This is a genomic window from Streptococcus infantis (assembly GCF_000963255.1).
GTDB lineage: Bacteria > Bacillota > Bacilli > Lactobacillales > Streptococcaceae > Streptococcus > Streptococcus nidrosiense.
Genome location: NZ_JYOV01000021.1, coordinates 1 through 16,150, shown reverse-complemented (window position 1 = coordinate 16,150; position 16,150 = coordinate 1). Strand labels below are relative to the sequence as shown.

At 40.2% G+C, this 16,150-nt stretch carries 20 protein-coding genes; 5 read left to right on the top strand and 15 right to left on the bottom strand.

Features of this window, described 5'->3' with window-relative positions:
* Nucleotides 1–9: 9 nt before the first annotated feature.
* The gene (locus TZ96_RS08085) at nt 10–747 is read right to left on the bottom strand and encodes a response regulator transcription factor (protein ID WP_045763646.1); all 738 of its coding nucleotides are present in this window, start codon (nt 745–747) and stop codon (nt 10–12) included.
* A 4-nt stretch (nt 748–751) separates the two neighbouring features.
* A complete protein-coding gene (locus TZ96_RS08080; RefSeq protein WP_045763645.1) occupies nt 752–1,090 on the bottom strand; it encodes a LytTR family DNA-binding domain-containing protein in 339 nt (112 codons plus the stop codon).
* A 278-nt stretch (nt 1,091–1,368) separates the two neighbouring features.
* Here TZ96_RS08080 and TZ96_RS08075 point away from each other — a divergent pair, with 278 nt between their 5' ends.
* Nucleotides 1,369–1,698, top strand: coding sequence for a hypothetical protein (locus TZ96_RS08075; RefSeq protein ID WP_045763644.1), 330 nt, complete (start codon nt 1,369–1,371; stop codon nt 1,696–1,698).
* Between the two features lie 385 nt (nt 1,699–2,083).
* On the opposite strand, the gene TZ96_RS08070 is transcribed toward TZ96_RS08075, so the two are convergent.
* Complete coding sequence (locus tag TZ96_RS08070; RefSeq protein ID WP_045763643.1) at nt 2,084–3,133, bottom strand: ABC transporter permease; 1,050 nt, start codon at nt 3,131–3,133, stop codon at nt 2,084–2,086.
* Complete coding sequence (locus TZ96_RS08065; protein ID WP_045763642.1) at nt 3,130–3,861, bottom strand: ABC transporter ATP-binding protein; 732 nt, start codon at nt 3,859–3,861, stop codon at nt 3,130–3,132. Before TZ96_RS08065 ends, TZ96_RS08070 begins: the two co-directional genes overlap by 4 nt.
* Before the next feature lie 67 nt (nt 3,862–3,928).
* Between TZ96_RS08065 and TZ96_RS08060 the strand changes: the two genes are divergently transcribed.
* The 3 genes from TZ96_RS08060 (at nt 3,929) to TZ96_RS08050 (ending at nt 5,370) form a co-directional block, all read left to right on the top strand.
* Nucleotides 3,929–4,339 carry an HIT family protein gene (locus tag TZ96_RS08060; protein WP_045763641.1) on the top strand — a complete coding sequence of 137 codons (411 nt, stop codon included), beginning with the start codon at nt 3,929–3,931 and terminating at the stop codon, nt 4,337–4,339.
* A 9-nt stretch (nt 4,340–4,348) separates the two neighbouring features.
* Nucleotides 4,349–4,636, top strand: a complete 288-nt coding sequence (locus tag TZ96_RS08055; RefSeq protein WP_045763640.1) for a hypothetical protein — start codon at nt 4,349–4,351, stop codon at nt 4,634–4,636.
* 80 nt (nt 4,637–4,716) lie between these two features.
* Nucleotides 4,717–5,370 (top strand): hypothetical protein, encoded by a 654-nt coding sequence (locus TZ96_RS08050; RefSeq protein WP_080936313.1) that lies wholly within the window; start codon nt 4,717–4,719, stop codon nt 5,368–5,370.
* Nucleotides 5,371–5,457: 87 nt separating this feature from the next.
* Here the strand turns inward: TZ96_RS08050 and dnaJ are convergent, their stop codons facing one another.
* The 11 genes from dnaJ to TZ96_RS07995 form a co-directional block, all read right to left on the bottom strand.
* Nucleotides 5,458–6,594, bottom strand: coding sequence for a molecular chaperone DnaJ (gene dnaJ, locus TZ96_RS08045; protein WP_045763638.1), 1,137 nt, complete (start codon nt 6,592–6,594; stop codon nt 5,458–5,460).
* Between the two features lie 154 nt (nt 6,595–6,748).
* Nucleotides 6,749–7,381: a DJ-1/PfpI family protein gene (locus TZ96_RS08040; RefSeq protein WP_045763637.1), complete on the bottom strand. Its 633-nt coding sequence runs from the start codon at nt 7,379–7,381 to the stop codon at nt 6,749–6,751.
* 189 nt (nt 7,382–7,570) lie between these two features.
* Nucleotides 7,571–9,394 carry a molecular chaperone DnaK gene (gene dnaK, locus TZ96_RS08035; protein ID WP_045763636.1) on the bottom strand — a complete coding sequence of 608 codons (1,824 nt, stop codon included), beginning with the start codon at nt 9,392–9,394 and terminating at the stop codon, nt 7,571–7,573.
* A gap of 370 nt (nt 9,395–9,764) precedes the next feature.
* Nucleotides 9,765–10,280, bottom strand: a complete 516-nt coding sequence (gene grpE, locus TZ96_RS08030) for a nucleotide exchange factor GrpE (protein WP_045763635.1) — start codon at nt 10,278–10,280, stop codon at nt 9,765–9,767.
* Between the two features lie 26 nt (nt 10,281–10,306).
* On the bottom strand, nt 10,307–11,341 hold the full coding sequence (gene hrcA, locus TZ96_RS08025) for a heat-inducible transcriptional repressor HrcA (RefSeq protein ID WP_045763634.1): 1,035 nt from the start codon (nt 11,339–11,341) through the stop codon (nt 10,307–10,309).
* Nucleotides 11,342–11,506: 165 nt separating this feature from the next.
* Nucleotides 11,507–12,013, bottom strand: coding sequence for a DUF2812 domain-containing protein (locus TZ96_RS08020; RefSeq protein ID WP_045763633.1), 507 nt, complete (start codon nt 12,011–12,013; stop codon nt 11,507–11,509).
* Nucleotides 12,014–12,047: 34 nt separating this feature from the next.
* Complete coding sequence (locus tag TZ96_RS08015) at nt 12,048–12,620, bottom strand: DUF2812 domain-containing protein (protein WP_045763632.1); 573 nt, start codon at nt 12,618–12,620, stop codon at nt 12,048–12,050.
* Entirely contained in the window at nt 12,620–12,940 is a 321-nt protein-coding gene (locus tag TZ96_RS08010; RefSeq protein WP_045763631.1) for a PadR family transcriptional regulator, read from the bottom strand. Before TZ96_RS08010 ends, TZ96_RS08015 begins: the two co-directional genes overlap by 1 nt.
* 119 nt (nt 12,941–13,059) lie before the next feature.
* Nucleotides 13,060–14,406, bottom strand: a complete 1,347-nt coding sequence (gene glnA / locus TZ96_RS08005) for a type I glutamate--ammonia ligase (protein ID WP_045763630.1) — start codon at nt 14,404–14,406, stop codon at nt 13,060–13,062.
* Nucleotides 14,407–14,441: 35 nt separating this feature from the next.
* A complete protein-coding gene (gene glnR / locus TZ96_RS08000) occupies nt 14,442–14,798 on the bottom strand; it encodes a transcriptional repressor GlnR (protein WP_000659543.1) in 357 nt (118 codons plus the stop codon).
* Between the two features lie 75 nt (nt 14,799–14,873).
* The gene (locus TZ96_RS07995) at nt 14,874–15,401 is read right to left on the bottom strand and encodes an FUSC family protein (RefSeq protein WP_025171302.1); all 528 of its coding nucleotides are present in this window, start codon (nt 15,399–15,401) and stop codon (nt 14,874–14,876) included.
* Nucleotides 15,402–15,571: 170 nt separating this feature from the next.
* Here TZ96_RS07995 and TZ96_RS07990 point away from each other — a divergent pair.
* Nucleotides 15,572–16,150 (top strand): ISL3 family transposase (locus TZ96_RS07990; RefSeq protein ID WP_045762794.1); only part of this gene is annotated, 579 nt, incomplete at its 3' end.

Sequence of the window (16,150 nt, the reverse complement as noted above, 5' to 3'; positions counted from 1 at the left end):
TCTCCTAGCTCAGTGTAAGTTATTGATAGTCTCAGACACTTCTCTGACCTTATAACGCGCGATTAGACAGCTTCCACCATTGGGAAAGAAAAGGAGTTTTTCTTTCTTATCCAAACGAACTACATTGGTTGGATTGACAAGAAAAGAGCGATGGCACTGCAAGAGACGGGGTTCCTGCTTGAGAACCTCCTCTAAACTAGCCGTAAATTCTAACCTGTCTGTCTTGGTATAGAGAATAACACGATGGGGTCTTGGGGACGTTTCGAGATAGTAAACCTCTTTAAAAGGATACTGGAATTGGGCAAATTTTGATTTAAAATAAAAGCAATCTTCCGCCAAACTTTTACTATCTTGACTATTGGCATAGAGGAGGGCTGTCTCGATACGAGATTCAAACTCCTCTGCCGATAAGGCCTTATCAATGTAGTCCAAAGCTGACACTTGGTAGCGAAAGGACAGGGGCATAAACTCCGAGTGAGTTGTCACAAAGACGATCAGGGCATAGGGGTCCCGATCCCGAATCTTTCTAGCCACTTCTAGTCCTTTCATCTCTTCATTTCGAATCTCAATGTCCAAAAAGAAAAGCTGATGCGCACCCTTCTCATGCACCTCTGCCAGCAGTTGGTCTGGCTTGCCAAAGACTTCAAAAGAACTGGGAATGATACTCTGTTTTTTCAAAAGTTTTTCAATCGTCTTTTCAATTCTGGCTTGTTGGGAAAAATCATCTTCTAAAACAAATATTCTCATCTTCTTACTCTCCTTGTTTCAACCATTTTTGGCGAATTTCTCTATAACGACGCCTGGAATACTGAACGGCATATCGACCTTCTTCTCCAAGAAAAAGAGTCTTTGATTGGAGTTCCATGGATTTTACTCGTTCAAGGTTGACCAGACAATTTCGATGACATCTTGTTAAGGTTTCCCCATATTGTTTTTCAAGCTTGCTTAAATTTTGAAACAGATCAAAGCTAGCGTCTTCTGTAACAATCTGCACGGTATGGGCTTTACTTGGATGCGTTTGGATGTAGTAGATATCCTTTATGTTTAATTTGAACATTTCTTTCTCTTTTTGGATGATGATATAGTTCATGGATAAAACCTCCTGAAGAGAGGATACCATAAGTCTAGAATCCATTTTTTGCCAAATCCTAAACGGTTCTTAAAAATTCCTAAAGTGTCGAAGTTTTTACAAAATAACTATGATAACCTTACAACTATTTTATCATAAAATCCCGCTATTACCATTCAGGAAATTTCAATGACAATTAAAGATTTGAAAGTAAAAAATGAGTAAAAAGTGATAGGCTAGGATTATAGAAAGACAAAGGCTTAAAACAACTTTAAAACCATCACAAAGGAGGAATTCTCATGACGGAAACAGACCCAATCAAAAGAGCTCAGACACTGATAACTGAGTTAAACAAAGCTTACCAAGTCTGCAAACAGGCAACAGCTGACGATGTCCGCTTTCAGGAGCAACTGGACAATATCCTCTGCTTTCTCTCTAAAGCTGAGACAGTGGATAATCGATTCTTGATTGAGCTGGAAAAATTTTACCAAACTTCCAGTCTTCTCATGGGCCTCAGTGCTCTCAATCCAGACGCTCCTACTCGCGCCGCTTGGAGAGCCTATGACCACTTTCACTTTGACCAAGTCAAAACCAAGTTGAGTCTCTACGGACCAACCATTATCCTGTAGTAACTAAAAAGAAGCTGAGACAGATTGAACTCAACTTCTTTTTTAGTATCATATAAGCAATGTGATACTCAATGAAAATCAAAGAGCAAACTAGGAAGCTAGCCGCAGGTTGCTCAAAGCACTGCTTTGAGGTCGCAGATAAAGCTGACGTGGTTTGAAGAGATTTTCGAAGAGTATAAGTCTCTACGGACCAACCATTATCCTGTAGTAACTAAAAAGAAGCTGAGACAGATTGAACTCAACTTCTTTTTTAGTATCATATAAGCAATGTTATACTCAATGAAAATCAAAGAGCAAACTAGAAAGCTAGCCGCAGGTTGCTCGAAGCATCGCTTTGAGGTTGCAGATGGATGCTGACCTAGTTTGAAGAGATTTTCGAAGAGTATTAGTCCTGCATCTGACGTTTCACCTGATAAGGGAGATACAAGATTTGCAAGACCAGACCAACTCCAAGGAGGGCTAGAAGGGCTAGTTTTTCTTGGAGAGTAATCACACCAACTATCAGTTGAACCAATAAAACAAAACCAGTCAATCCTCGGACAACTGCCTGTAACCCTTTTTCCTTTTGCCCCTTGTCTAGCGGGAAAAGTTGAGTCAAATATTGGTAGTCAAAAGCATGATAGAGGGCCAATAACTGAAAGAGCAAGAGATAGTTAAATAAAACTACTACTGCTGTCGCTATCCAAGCTTGCTCGATAAAGACCAACGCCAGCAAGGATAGGAAGAGGAGGCGAAGACTGAGGGCAAAAAGATCTCCATTTCGCAGATAAGAACGAAGATAGAGGTTCTGCCAGATCTTGCTCGGCACCTTCTGAACTGCTTTTAGGATAAAGTCTAGATAAGCTCGTCGCTTGACGCTGTTTGAAATTCCCTTAACTTGGGTAAAGAGGGCAAAGAAACGGAGTAAAAACTGCTTGCGTTTACTTTCTTGGGCAATCACATAGTCCCAGTCCAGATGATTTGCACTAAAAAACTTGCCAGCTTTTTTCTGAAACAGGAAATATTTCCCGACTCCCAACAGAAGAACATAGACCCCAAAAACTCCTAAGCCTAAGCCCATGGCTAAAAATAAAGGAGCAAAAAAGAGCAAAAAGAGAGTCTGTACACTGACCCAAAAGATAAAGGAGGCCAGACTTTGCTTCTGGATGTGTTCTCTCACTTCTTCTTCAGCTACTAAGAGAAAGAGCTTATCAGGCGCTTCCACATAGGTCGCTATTCCTCCCCAAAGTAAGAGTAAAACAGAGACAATCCCAATTAAACCTAGGATTGGTAAATGATTCTCAGGAAAATGCTGAAGTAGTTGACTATACTGATAGGCTAGAAAACCTACTAAGACCAGTAAAAACAAGACAAAGTGGTCATTGAGCACATAACGCAGATAACCGACACACTCTTTACGAAAAGCCTGCTTTCGCTTTAGAAACAAGTCTTTCATCTGTCCTCCTCTTTGGTCAAAGCCAAATAGATATCATTGAGACTTGCTTGAGGCATGGCAAAAGCTTGTCTCAGCTCTTCAAGATCCCCTTTAGCTCTCACTTGGCCTTTATGAAGAATGACAAAAGAGTCACACATTTTTTCAGCAGAGTCAAGAACGTGGGTACTCATGAGAATAGACTTGCCTTTTTTCTTTTCAAGATCCAAAAGCTGAATCAAGTCCGAAATTGCCAGAGGATCAAGACCAAGGAAAGGTTCATCGACGATAAAGAGACTCGGATCCACGACAAAGGCACAGATAATCATGACCTTCTGTTTCATCCCTTTCGAAAAATGAACAGGGAACCAATCTAATTTCTGATCCAAACGGAACATCTTTAAAAGAGGTTCTACACGTTCAAAAGCTAGGTTTTGCTCAATACCATAGGCCATGACAACCGTCTCGATATGTTCTCTGAGAGTTAATTCTTCGTACAAACTAGGAGTTTCAGGAATGTAACCAATCTGCTGACGATATTCACGAGGATTTGCACCTAAGGTTAGTCCGTCGATGTTTATTTCTCCACTATAAGGTGTCAAAAGTCCAATAATTTCATTGATAGTCGTTGATTTTCCAGCACCATTGAGACCGATTAAACCGACCAGCTGTCCACTCTCGACTGTAAAGGACACATCTTTCAAGACAGGAACATGAACATAGCCACCTGTCAGGTTTTTAATTTCTAACATATTTTCTCCAAATCTGGTATAATGTAGCTATATTATATCAAAATTCAATACAGTAGAGGTAGATTTTATGTCAGATTGCATTTTTTGTAAAATTATCGCTGGGGAGATTCCCGCATCAAAGGTTTACGAAGATGATCAAGTTCTTGCCTTCCTTGATATCTCACAAGTAACACCTGGTCACACCTTGGTCGTACCAAAAGAACACTACCGCAATCTTTTAGAAATGGATGCTGCAAGTGCTAGCCAACTTTTCGCCCAAGTACCAAAGATTGCTCAAAAAGTCATGAAAGCTACCAAAGCTGAAGGTATGAATATCATCGCCAACTGCGAAGAAGTTGCTGGACAAACCGTTTTCCATACCCATGTCCACCTTGTCCCTCGCTATAGTGCAGATGACGACCTCAAAATTGACTTTGTCGCACATGAACCAGACTTCGACAAACTTGCCCAAGTCGCTGAAACGATCAAAAATGCTTAAGGAGTCACTATGAAACTATCAAACTTACTACTTTTTGCAGGTTCTGCAGTCGGTTCATACCTCCTCGTTAAGAACCGCCAAGCTATCACTGAAGAGGTTCTAGATACAACTGATCGTGTTGAAGCCATTAAGGATGACTTGGATATCATCCAAGATAGCCTGCAAATTATCGACCAACAAAAAGAACTCATCAAGGAATATCAAAAAGATTTGACCTATAAGTTTAAAGTCTTGGAAAAAGACGTCCAAACGAGACTTGCTGTACTAAAAGAATTGCAGGAAACTGAAGAAAACTAAGGGAAACTCCAATTTTCCTCATTTCCCCTTTTAATCCATTTTGGGTTATCAGATCTTAGTAGACCAGGGAAGGCATGAAAATGAAACAGTTTTTTAAAGTTTTGACGCGTATCATCCTGATCATTTGTGGTGGCCTCTGCCTTCTTGCAGCCCTAGCATTTCTAATACTGGCCAATCTGTTCAAGGCCTCACCGAGTGACATCCGAGAAGGAAATGAAGCCTTAAAACAAATCTTTATCTACCTTGACCTGCCTCCTGAAAAAGTAGAATCAGATGGACACTATGAATTCGAGGGTGGAGGCTTAGATTTTTATGTGACATTCTCTGATGAAGTTATCAATAGCCACCCCGTCCTAAAAGAAAGTCCTAACCTGACTAAAAATCGACTCAAAGTCTATGTCCTAAACACAGGAGATATTTCCTACCATTCAGTAGAGGACAACTTATTCAATCATGGTTTATTCCAATTTTTAGAGGGGGAGAGCAGGAAGTATTTCCAAGAAATAGGAAAAAAATCAAATCCTTCTTTCTTTATTCTCTCTTGGCAGGATTCGGAAAGCATGAAAAAGGGAATCGCATTCTATGAAAAAGCTTTGACCTTGGTGGATATTCAGGATAATTCGGCAATTAAGCACATTGATACCGTCACCGTGAAACCTGGCAAGGAAGCGGAACTCAAGCAACTCATCCAAGACATGGATGCTGCTGGCTTACTCACTCAAAAATATCAATAACAGACCAGTCGAAAAATGATTTCTCCCATGCTAAAAGTCTAAAGATTGCACAAAAAAAGAGCCCTCGGGCTCTTTTTACTTTTTGCTTTATTCACCTTCAAAGGCATCTTTAATATGGTCAAAGAAGCCTTTTTTCTTTGGATTGACTTTTAAATCACCAGCAGCTGCGAATTCTTTCAAGGCTGCTTTTTGGCGGTCGTTTAAGCCTGTCGGTGTTACGACATTAACTGTAACGTATTGGTCACCAAGGGCACCGCCACGAAGGCTCGGAGCTCCCTTACCACGTAGGCGGAATTTCTTACCAGTCTGAGTTCCCTCTGGAATGACTAATTCTACATCACCATGAACTGTAGGGATGTCTACTGTATCACCAAGTGCTGCTTGAACAAAATTGAGGTTCAAATTATAGAAGATAGTAGTTCCTTCACGTTCAAACTTATCACTAGCTTCAACTGAAACCACCACGTACAAGTCACCATAAGGACCACCATTAAAGCCTGCTTCACCCTGACCAGCTAGGCGGATTTGTTGACCTGTTTCCACACCAGCAGGGATTTTTACGTGTACGCTATGGGCTTGTTTTTCATGACCAGTTCCATGACAGGTTGTACATGGATCTTTGATTTCTTGACCACGGCCATGACAGACATCACAGGTTACTTGGCGACGCATCATACCAAGAGGTGTTTGGGTATCAACATTGATCACACCTGAACCATGACAGCGTCCACAAGTAACTGGACTTGTTCCAGGTTTAGCACCAGACCCATTACAAGTACGACAGCTTGCTTCACGATTGTATTTGACTTCCTTTTCTGTACCAAAAATAGCTTCTTCAAAAGTCAAATGAACGCGATACTGGAGGTCGTCACCTTGACGAGGGGCGTTTGGATTACGTGATGCACCGCCACCACCAAAGAAGCTTGAGAAGATATCTTCAAATCCGCCAAAACCACCTGCTCCATCGAAGCCACCGAAACCGCCTGCACCACCAAAACCACCATTGGCACCAGCAGCACCATATTGGTCATAGGCAGCACGTTTCTGTTCATCGCTCAAAGTTTCATAAGCTTCTTGAACTTCCTTGTACTTGTCCTCAGCTCCAGGATCCTTGTTGATATCTGGATGATATTTTTTAGATAATTTCCGATAGGCCTTCTTGATCTCATCTTGAGACGCATTTTTAGAAACGCCCAAACGGTCATAAAATTCAGTATTGTTCATACAAGATACTAAGAGCGAACAGAAAGCGACTGAAATTTAGGAAACCGACAAGAAATCCTGATTTCTTAGGAGGTTTATCTAATTTCCAAGCTTTCCGCTCGAGTTCAATTCCCCGAACGCTCTTTGTTCCTTTCTATAATTTATAAGTAAATCTTTAGAGGATGTTTTCTATACTTCGCTTCACTTGTTCAAATTCTTGGTCTGGTAGAGTAAATATCAAATCCTCTTCAGCGTGCTCGTTCTGTTCTTTAAAATAGTTATCCGTATTCTCTGCCAACCCTAAACTTAGAATCACTTTCCTTGCAAACTCTTGATGCGCAAAACCAATAGCCGTAATGATTTGTTTATCTTGCACAAGAACTTTTGGTTGGAAATTTTCACGTGGCATAAATTCAAAATAGTCAAAGAAGTTTTGCCAAATGCCACCTGTAAATTTCGTGTCCTTCAACAAGCCTGCTTTCGCCAATAAAAGAGGCGCTGAAGAAATGGCTGCAATGAGGATATCTTGCTCACCAAGGTTCCTCAAGAACGAAATCAATTTCTCATCCTGTAGGGCAGGTCCTATGTTTACCATTCCTGGCAAAATCACACAAGAATACTCTTCTATACGGATCTGATCTAGTGTTTTGGTCGGTTGACAGGGCAAACCATCCTCAGAGACCACCATCGAGTGATCTGAAGCGACATAATCAATCGTGATATCAAAAGACAGAGCTAAAGTACTCGTTAAAGTGGTTATCTCATAAAGAGAAAAATTAGGATAAATGATACAAAGTACTTTTTTCATTCGCAACATCCTCTATTTTACCGAAAAACAGAGGCTGGGTTGCAACCTCTGGATTTCTTCCTATCATTACGACGTTCAAAAACAAAGTCGATTATACTTTGTTTTTGAACTAGTAAGGCGTTTAGGCAAGTCGCCATAGCGATTGCCGTAGAATGACAATCACTTTAGTGATTAGTCATTCTTAACGAGTTATTTCTCCGTAAACTCTCCGTCTACGACGTCATCGCCTGCGTTTCCTGTTGCTTGTGCGCCTTCTGCTCCTGCTTGGGCTTGTTGCGCTGCTGCGGCTTGTTCGTAGAGTTTAACGGCAAGTCCTTGAGCTTTTTCGTTCAATGCTTCAAGTTTTGCTTTCATTTCGTCCAAGTTGTTGTCTTCTTGGGCTTTCTTAAGCTCATCGAGGGCAGCTTGGGCAGCATCACGTTCTGCATCGAAGCCTTTACCTTCAGTTTCCTTGATTGTCTTTTCAGTCGCAAAGATAGCTTGGTCTACTTCGTTACGAAGGTCAACTTCTTCTTTACGTTTCTTATCTGCTTCAGCGTTAGCTTCTGCATCTTTCATCATGCGGTCGATTTCTTCATCTGTCAAACCTGAGTTAGATTGGATAACAATTGTTTGTTCTTTTTGAGTTCCAAGGTCTTTGGCCTTAACAGATACGATACCGTTCTTATCGATGTCAAATGTAACTTCGATTTGTGGGATACCACGAGGTGCAGCTGGGATATCTGTCAATTGGAAGCGTCCAAGAGTCTTGTTATCTGCTGCCATTGGGCGTTCCCCTTGAAGAACGTGGATATCAACGGCTGGTTGGTTATCTGCTGCAGTTGAGAAGACTTGTGATTTAGATGTTGGAATAGTAGTGTTGCGGTCGATGAGTTTTGTAAATACTCCACCCATTGTTTCGATACCAAGTGACAATGGAGTTACGTCAAGAAGAACAACGTCTTTGACGTCACCAGTGATGACACCACCTTGGATAGCAGCACCCATAGCCACAACTTCATCAGGGTTTACTGATTTGTTTGGTTCTTTACCAGTTTCAGCTTTAACGGCTTCTACAACGGCAGGAATACGAGTTGAACCACCGACAAGGATCACTTCGTCGATATCTGACAAGCTCAAACCTGCATCTGAAAGGGCTTGACGAACTGGAACTTTTGTACGTTCTACAAGGTCACGAGTCAAATCGTCAAATTTCGCACGAGTCAATGTCATTTCCAAGTGAAGAGGTCCAGCCTCGCCAGCAGTGATGAATGGCAAGCTGATTTGAGTTGAAGTTACACCAGAAAGGTCTTTCTTCGCTTTTTCAGCTGCATCTTTCAAACGTTGAAGGGCCATCTTGTCTGTTGACAAATCAATGCCGTTTTCTTTCTTGAATTCTGCTACCAAGTGGTCGATGATTTTTTGGTCAAAGTCGTCACCACCGAGTTTATTATCCCCTGCAGTTGCCAATACATCAAAGACACCATCACCGAGTTCAAGGATAGATACGTCGAATGTACCACCACCAAGGTCGAATACCAAGATTTTTTCTTCTTTATCAGTCTTGTCCAAACCATAAGCAAGAGCTGCTGCAGTTGGTTCGTTGACGATACGTTCTACTTCAAGACCAGCGATTTTACCAGCGTCTTTTGTTGCTTGACGTTGAGCATCGTTGAAGTAAGCTGGAACTGTGATAACTGCTTTGGTTACTTTTTCACCAAGGTATTCTTCAGCATAACCTTTCAAGTATTGAAGAATCATAGCTGAGATTTCTTGTGGAGTGTATTCTTTACCATTTGCAGAAACTTTTTCAGAAGTACCCATCTTAGATTTGATAGAGATCACTGTATCTGGGTTTGTGACTGCTTGACGTTTTGCAGCGTCACCAACGATGATTTCACCGTTTTTGAATGATACTACAGATGGAGTTGTGCGGTTTCCTTCTGGGTTTGCGATGATTTTTGATTCAGTTCCTTCAAGAACTGCTACTGCTGAGTTTGTTGTACCTAAGTCAATACCGATAATTTTAGACATATGTTTTTCTCCTTAAATTTTATATTCTTTTTTTCTTTTTGATATTTTCCCTAAAGTGGTGGGGACGTGAGCAACTCCCTTCGGGATTTCATCACTTATTTTTGAGCCTACTGTCTCAAAAATCCCCTGTTTCAGTAGCATGAGCTACTGAAACTTTCACCACGGCGGGAAATATCTGCTTTGCAAGCCTCCGGCTTGCTTCTTATCTTTCTTTCATAGTTTATTGTCGTTTCGGACAAGGTTTCTATTATGTTACGACACGAGGAGTCGAAATCGATATTATTTCGACGACGAGTTAGTAAGGAGGCTAGGCAAACGCCATAGCGATTGCCGTTTTCTGACGAGTTGCTTTAGCTACCGTCAGAATTGCCTAGTTATAAACCACTACCATAGCCGGTCTTAGGATGCGGTCATGGAGTTTGTAACCTTTTTGGAAGACTTGTGCGATGGTATCTGCTGGATGTTCGTCATCTGCTGGGACTGTTTGAATTGCCATATGGTAGTTATGGTCAAATTCACCATCCGCTGGAATTTCTTCAATTCCTTCTTCTTTTAGAGCATGTACCAAACTTTCTTGCACCATTTCCAAGCCCTTCTTCACATCATCTGTCAAACCTTCAACGGCAAGGGCACGCTCTAAGTTATCTAGTGATGGTAAGATTGCTTTTGCCAAATCTTGGCTGCGATAGCGTTGCAAGAGTTGACGTTCTTCATTGGCACGGCGCTGAATATTTTGCATCTCTGCATGAGCTCGAAGATATTTGTTTTCAAATTCTTCGGCACGTTCATTTGCCAAGTCCAGTTCAGACTTCTCAGGAGTTGTTTCTTCAGCTGTTTCCACAACTTCCTCTTCTTTTACTTCTTCATTTTTAATATCTTGGGCCATTTTCGCCTCCTTTAATGATTTCAATCTTAATTCACTTCATAGTGATTACTGCTGAGATAGCGGTAAAAATCCGTCAACTTCATAGTCAAAACTCGATTGACAACATTAAGTTGATTAACCAATTGTTGATAATCCAGATTTACCGGACCTATAATCGCAAGAATTCCAAATCCACGATAGGGAATCAGGAACTTACTGCTAATCACTGCTAAGTCAGCAAGACAAGATTCTTGGCTATCCGCAACTCGGACACTTTGCATCTGATCGCCAATCAGATTCTCTCGAATTTCCAAAGCTACCTTTTGTGGCTGATCAAAAAATTGATAGGCCGCTAAATTAGCGAAATTCAGAAGATTGACTTTGCCAGAAACCACGATATTTTCATTGAACATCTCTTTGAAGATATGCTCAATAAGATCCATAACATTATCCGTTGTTGTAAAGTAACGTTGGATAATTTGCGGAATCTCTGTCCGAATCTTGTAGTGAATATCCAAAACAGTCTGATCCAGGAAACGTTCTTGAATCATGGTTTTGAGGCGATTTAAATCCTCCTGCAAGAAATTTCTCGGAATCAAAAACTGACTGGTAACTGTTCTAGACTCATCAAGCGTAAAAACTGCCAGAGCTGTATGTTGTCCGAGGACAACAATATCAAAAGCTGTCAGCTTCTGCCTACTTGGTTCGACATCCAGTGCTACAACCGTACAACCACTCAAGTCTGACAAGATTTTAGTTGCCTCTTGAAGGATATCCTCAAGCTTGAAGAATTCTTGATCAAAGGCTTTTACAATCTCATAAACTTGATTCTCAGCTAAACGGTCGAAGGACAAGGAGTGTTTTACATAGTATTGAAATCCAGCCACACTCGGCATCCGACCACTGGAAGTATGAGCCTTTTCAAGCAAACCTTGCTTTTCTAGAGCTGCCATATCATTTCGAATGGTAGCACTACTAGAGTTGATAGACTCTTGCAAGGCCTTAGATCCAACAGGTTCGTGCGTTTTGGTAAAGATGTCAATAATCAGATTTAAAATATTCTGCTGACGTTCTGTAACCATCTCGCTACCCCTCTCTGATAGATCTTTTAGCACTCGATACATCCAAGTGCTAACTCATGATTCTATTATACACCCTTAAAAGAGAATGTCAAGACAAAAACTCAAAAAATTAGCACTCTTTTATCAAGAGTGCTAAAAATCGGTCTAAGGACCTAGAAACCAATGTCAATCAACCAGATATTTCCGTCTAAGTCTGTAAAAACTATAGATTAGATAAGAAATCATGAGAGCATAAAGGGCAAAAATAAGGAAGAAAGACTGGGAGAGACTTTCGCGAAACAAGCTCATACAAATAACTAGACCGCCAGAGATAGAAACTGTAGATGTACGAAGTCTAGATTTCACATCAGCCCATCGAAGACGATTGTCCATGAAAGATTGATCATTTGAATCTACATCACAAGTCGCTTTTCGAAAAACAGAATAAGAACACCCCTCCACAAATTCCCAGTCTCTATCCTTAACACTTTGTAACTCCATCTCATTTTTTCTAAGGTAGCTAGTATTCCACACACGGTAAATCACATCATCTGATTGGCATTGTTCAAAATAGAAAAAACCAAAACGATTCGATTTATATTTCCAACCTTTCAAATGCATCTCATGCAAATAATCTTCTACCTTATCCAAATCAAAAATGGTAAACATTCGAAATTGTACTTTGCTATTCATTGTCTGACCTCCAAATTAGAAAACATGCTTGATTTTATTTATCGGATAATTCTTTCCACTTTTGAATCAATCTCCAAAAAATATAAGAAATCTGAATCGCAAAAACGATCAATAAAATACAGTCTATGATAACAATCAAAAACATTCCCCAACCGAAAGAACCTCTTCCACTGAGTAACTTTGAGAAAACCGGTAGTAGCACTGAAAAGAGAAGCAAGACAGGAAGCATCCGCATCATTAAAATGCGCTTGACCATAGCTAACTTCCCGGCCACATCGTTATAAATTTCAAACTCTGCATCTGATTCAATTTGAGAATAAGGTTTTCTAAAATAGGAAAAACCATTAAAGTCTGTAATATGCTCCCAGCTACAATCTTTAAACAGCTGTAAATAGGTGCCTCTCTCTGATTTTTTCATAGGATAAAAGTCCAACTGATAAACCACCTGCTCCGGTTGGCACTTTTCAAATGTATACTTAACCGCAACTACTAAGTTAGAGTAACTTGCTTCCTTAAATTTCCAGCCCTGAGCATGCATTTCCCTGAGATAGAGAGCTTCTCTATCATAATCCGCAATGGTACAAATCCTATAAACTTTCTTTTCCATCAAAGCTCCTCCCGACTGTTTCTATAGAGCCGTTCAATACGTTTCAACTCAATGTCTAAAACTTTTCGGCCCAAGTCTGTTATCTGATAGATTTTTCGTTTTTCCTCTTCTCGGACAAAGGAAATCAAACCATCCTTTTCCATCTTTGACAGGGTTCCATACATGGTCCCAGGACTAATTGAAACCTGTGAATCTGTCATCTCTTTGACCTTTTGTGTAATACCATAACCATGGTTCTCCTTTTGCAGACAGAATAGAATATAAAAACCCGTTTCAGTCATGGGAAGGTAGACACGCCTAATCTTATCTGTTAATTCCATTTAACCAGACCTCCTATTTAGTTCGATATATCGCACTTCGTTATACAAAATATATCACACCTCGATACAAAATGCAAGAAAAAAAGATCGTCCTCACGGACAATCTTTCTGATTTATCATTAGTAAAGATCTAGGTAGTTGTCAATTTCCCATTGCGAAACGAAGGTAGCGTAGCTTGCCCACTCGATACGTTTAGCTTCAAGGAAACTAGTATAGATGTGCTCACCTAGAGCTGCTTTAACCACTTCGTCTTCTGTCAAAGCTTTCAAAGCATTGTGAAGAGTTGATGGAAGGTCAGTAATCCCAGCTTCTTTACGCTCTTCAGCAGTCATGATGTAGATATTTTCTTCGATTGGTGCTGGTGCTTCGATTTTGTTTTCGATACCGTTCAAACCAACTTCTAAAAGAACAGCCATAGCAATATATGGGTTCGCCATTGGGTCCACTGAACGCAACTCCAAACGTGTTCCCATTCCGCGTGATGCTGGTACGCGGACAAGTGGTGAACGGTTACGGCCAGCCCAAGCGATGTAAACAGGGGCTTCGTAGCCTGGAACCAAACGTTTGTATGAGTTAACGGTTGGGTTCATGATAGCAGTATAGTTGTAGGCATGTTTGATCAAACCACCAAGGAAGTAGTAAGCAGTTTCTGACAACTGCATGCCTTTTGGATCATTTGGATCAAAGAAGGCATTGTTTCCTTCAGCATCAAACAAAGACATATTACAGTGCATACCTGAACCAGCGATACCAAATTTTGGTTTAGCCATAAAGGTTGCATAGAGACCATGTTTACGGGCAATTGTTTTTACAACGAGTTTAAAGATTTGAATCTTATCACAAGCACGAAGAACTTCATCGTACTTAAAGTCAATCTCATGTTGACCTACAGCAACTTCGTGGTGACTTGCTTCAACTTCAAATCCCATTTTGGTCAAGACGTTAACGATCTCACGACGAGTGTTATCAGCAAGATCTGTAGGTGCCAAATCAAAGTAACCACCCTTGTCATTTACCTCAAGAGTTGGGTCTCCATTTTCATCAAGCTTAAATAGGAAGAATTCTGGCTCTGGTCCAAGGTTGAAAGATTTGAATCCAACTTCTTCCATATGACGAAGAGCACGTTTGAGGTTTCCACGAGGATCTCCCGCAAATGGTTCCCCTTCTGTTGTATAGACATCACAGATCAATCCTGCGACACTACCGTTCTCATCTCCCCAAGGAAAGACTGTCCAAGTGTCCAAGTCAGGGTATAGGTACATATCAGATTCGTTGATACGAACAAACCCTTCAATAGAAGATCCATCAAACATAGCCTTATTTGACAAGACCTTGTCTAGTTGTTCATCTGTAGCAGGAATTTCGACGTTTTTCATAGTTCCCAAAATATCTGAAAACATGAGACGGATAAAGGTTACATTTTTTTCCTTAACTTCACGACGAATATCTGCAGCTGTGATTGGCATGGTTTTTCTCCTTATATATGACGACTTGCGGTTGCCTAACCGCGACCAAAAGGTGATTGTTGAGAAGCGAAGCGACTTTGCTGAAGAACTTCATTCCGAAGCGCTCTACGCACTTCAGTTTGACTCACTGGTTTTTTAGACTTCGCCTCACGTTCAGCATATTTTTTCTTGATGGCAGCAATGTTAAGACCTTCAGAGATATAATCTTTAATCTCAAGCAATCGATCCATGTCATTCAAAGAATACATACGGCGATTGCCCTCGTTACGATCAGGCTTAATCAATTCCTGGTCTTCATAATAACGAATTTGGCGCGCCGAAAGATCGGTCAGTTTCATAACACTACCAATAGGAAAAACTGCCATATTGCGACGAAATTCTTTTTCCTTCATGTACACTTCCTTCTTTCTGTCTATTATAGTCTAAAAAAATTCAATCGTCAATCAATAATGTTATATCTTGTGACATTATTTTGTTTTTTTCAATAAAATGCTCCGTAAACGATCAATATCGTAATTTACAAGAATTGCTACAAAAACACCCATAAATGTTTCAAAAACTCGGGCAAACACGTACAAAACGGTCTCACCGTTTGGAATTGATAAGGTAATAATCAACATAGCCGCAACTCCACCGATAACACCTGCTTTATTGTTCATAGCAACATTTGTCATAATGGTTAACATGGTGCAAATTGGAACAACAAGGAGGGTTACCCAGAAGGCACCGTGAAAAAGATTATTTAAGAGAAAGAAAATCAGGGCATAAAAACCACCGATACTATTTCCGAGAATACGAGAAGTACCAAAATGAACACTCTTGTCAAAGTCTTCTCTTAAACTAAAAACTGCAGTCAAGGCTCCAATCTGAAGTCCTTTCCAACCAAAAAAACCAAAAATCATGAGAACTAAAAAAACAGCAATCCCTGTCTTGAAAGTTCGCATCCCTAACTTAAACTTGGATTTGTCAAATCTATACTTTTTAAAATAACTCATCATTTCAACTTTCTATTTCCATTTTACCATAAATTTACCTATTTTTGGCTCTTTAATATTTGTAGTGGGTAAATCCCCTATGGATCTTATGGAGCCTATTTTTGTGTAGAAAAAAAGTCCCATATGACCTATAATGAAAAGCGATCAAACAACTCATTAGAAAGAATCCTATGGAACAATTACATTTTATCACAAAACTGCTCGATATCAAAGACCCTAATATCCAGATTCTAGACATCATCAATATGAATACCTACAAAGAAATCATCGCTAAACTGGACTACGACGCCCCATCTTGCCCTGATTGCGGAAGTCAAATGAAGAAATATGACTTTCAAAAACATTCTAAGATTCCTTACCTCGAAACGACTGGTATGCCTACCAGAATTCTTCTGAAAAAGCGTCGATTCAAGTGCTATCATTGCTCGAAAATGATGGTCGCCGAAACCTCTCTCGTCAAGAAGAATCATCAAATTCCTCGTATTATCAACCAAAAGATTGCTCAAAAGTTAATTGAAAAGACTTCTATGACTGATATTGCACATCAGCTATCCATTTCAACTTCAACTGTCATTCGTAAGCTCAATGACTTTCACTTTAAGCATGATTTTTCTTGTCTTCCAGAGATTATGTCTTGGGACGAGTATGCCTTTACCAAGGGAAAGATGAGTTTTATCGCACAAGATTTTGATCAGCTCAATATCATTACTGTTCTTGAGGGAAGAACACAAGCTATCATCCGCAATCAC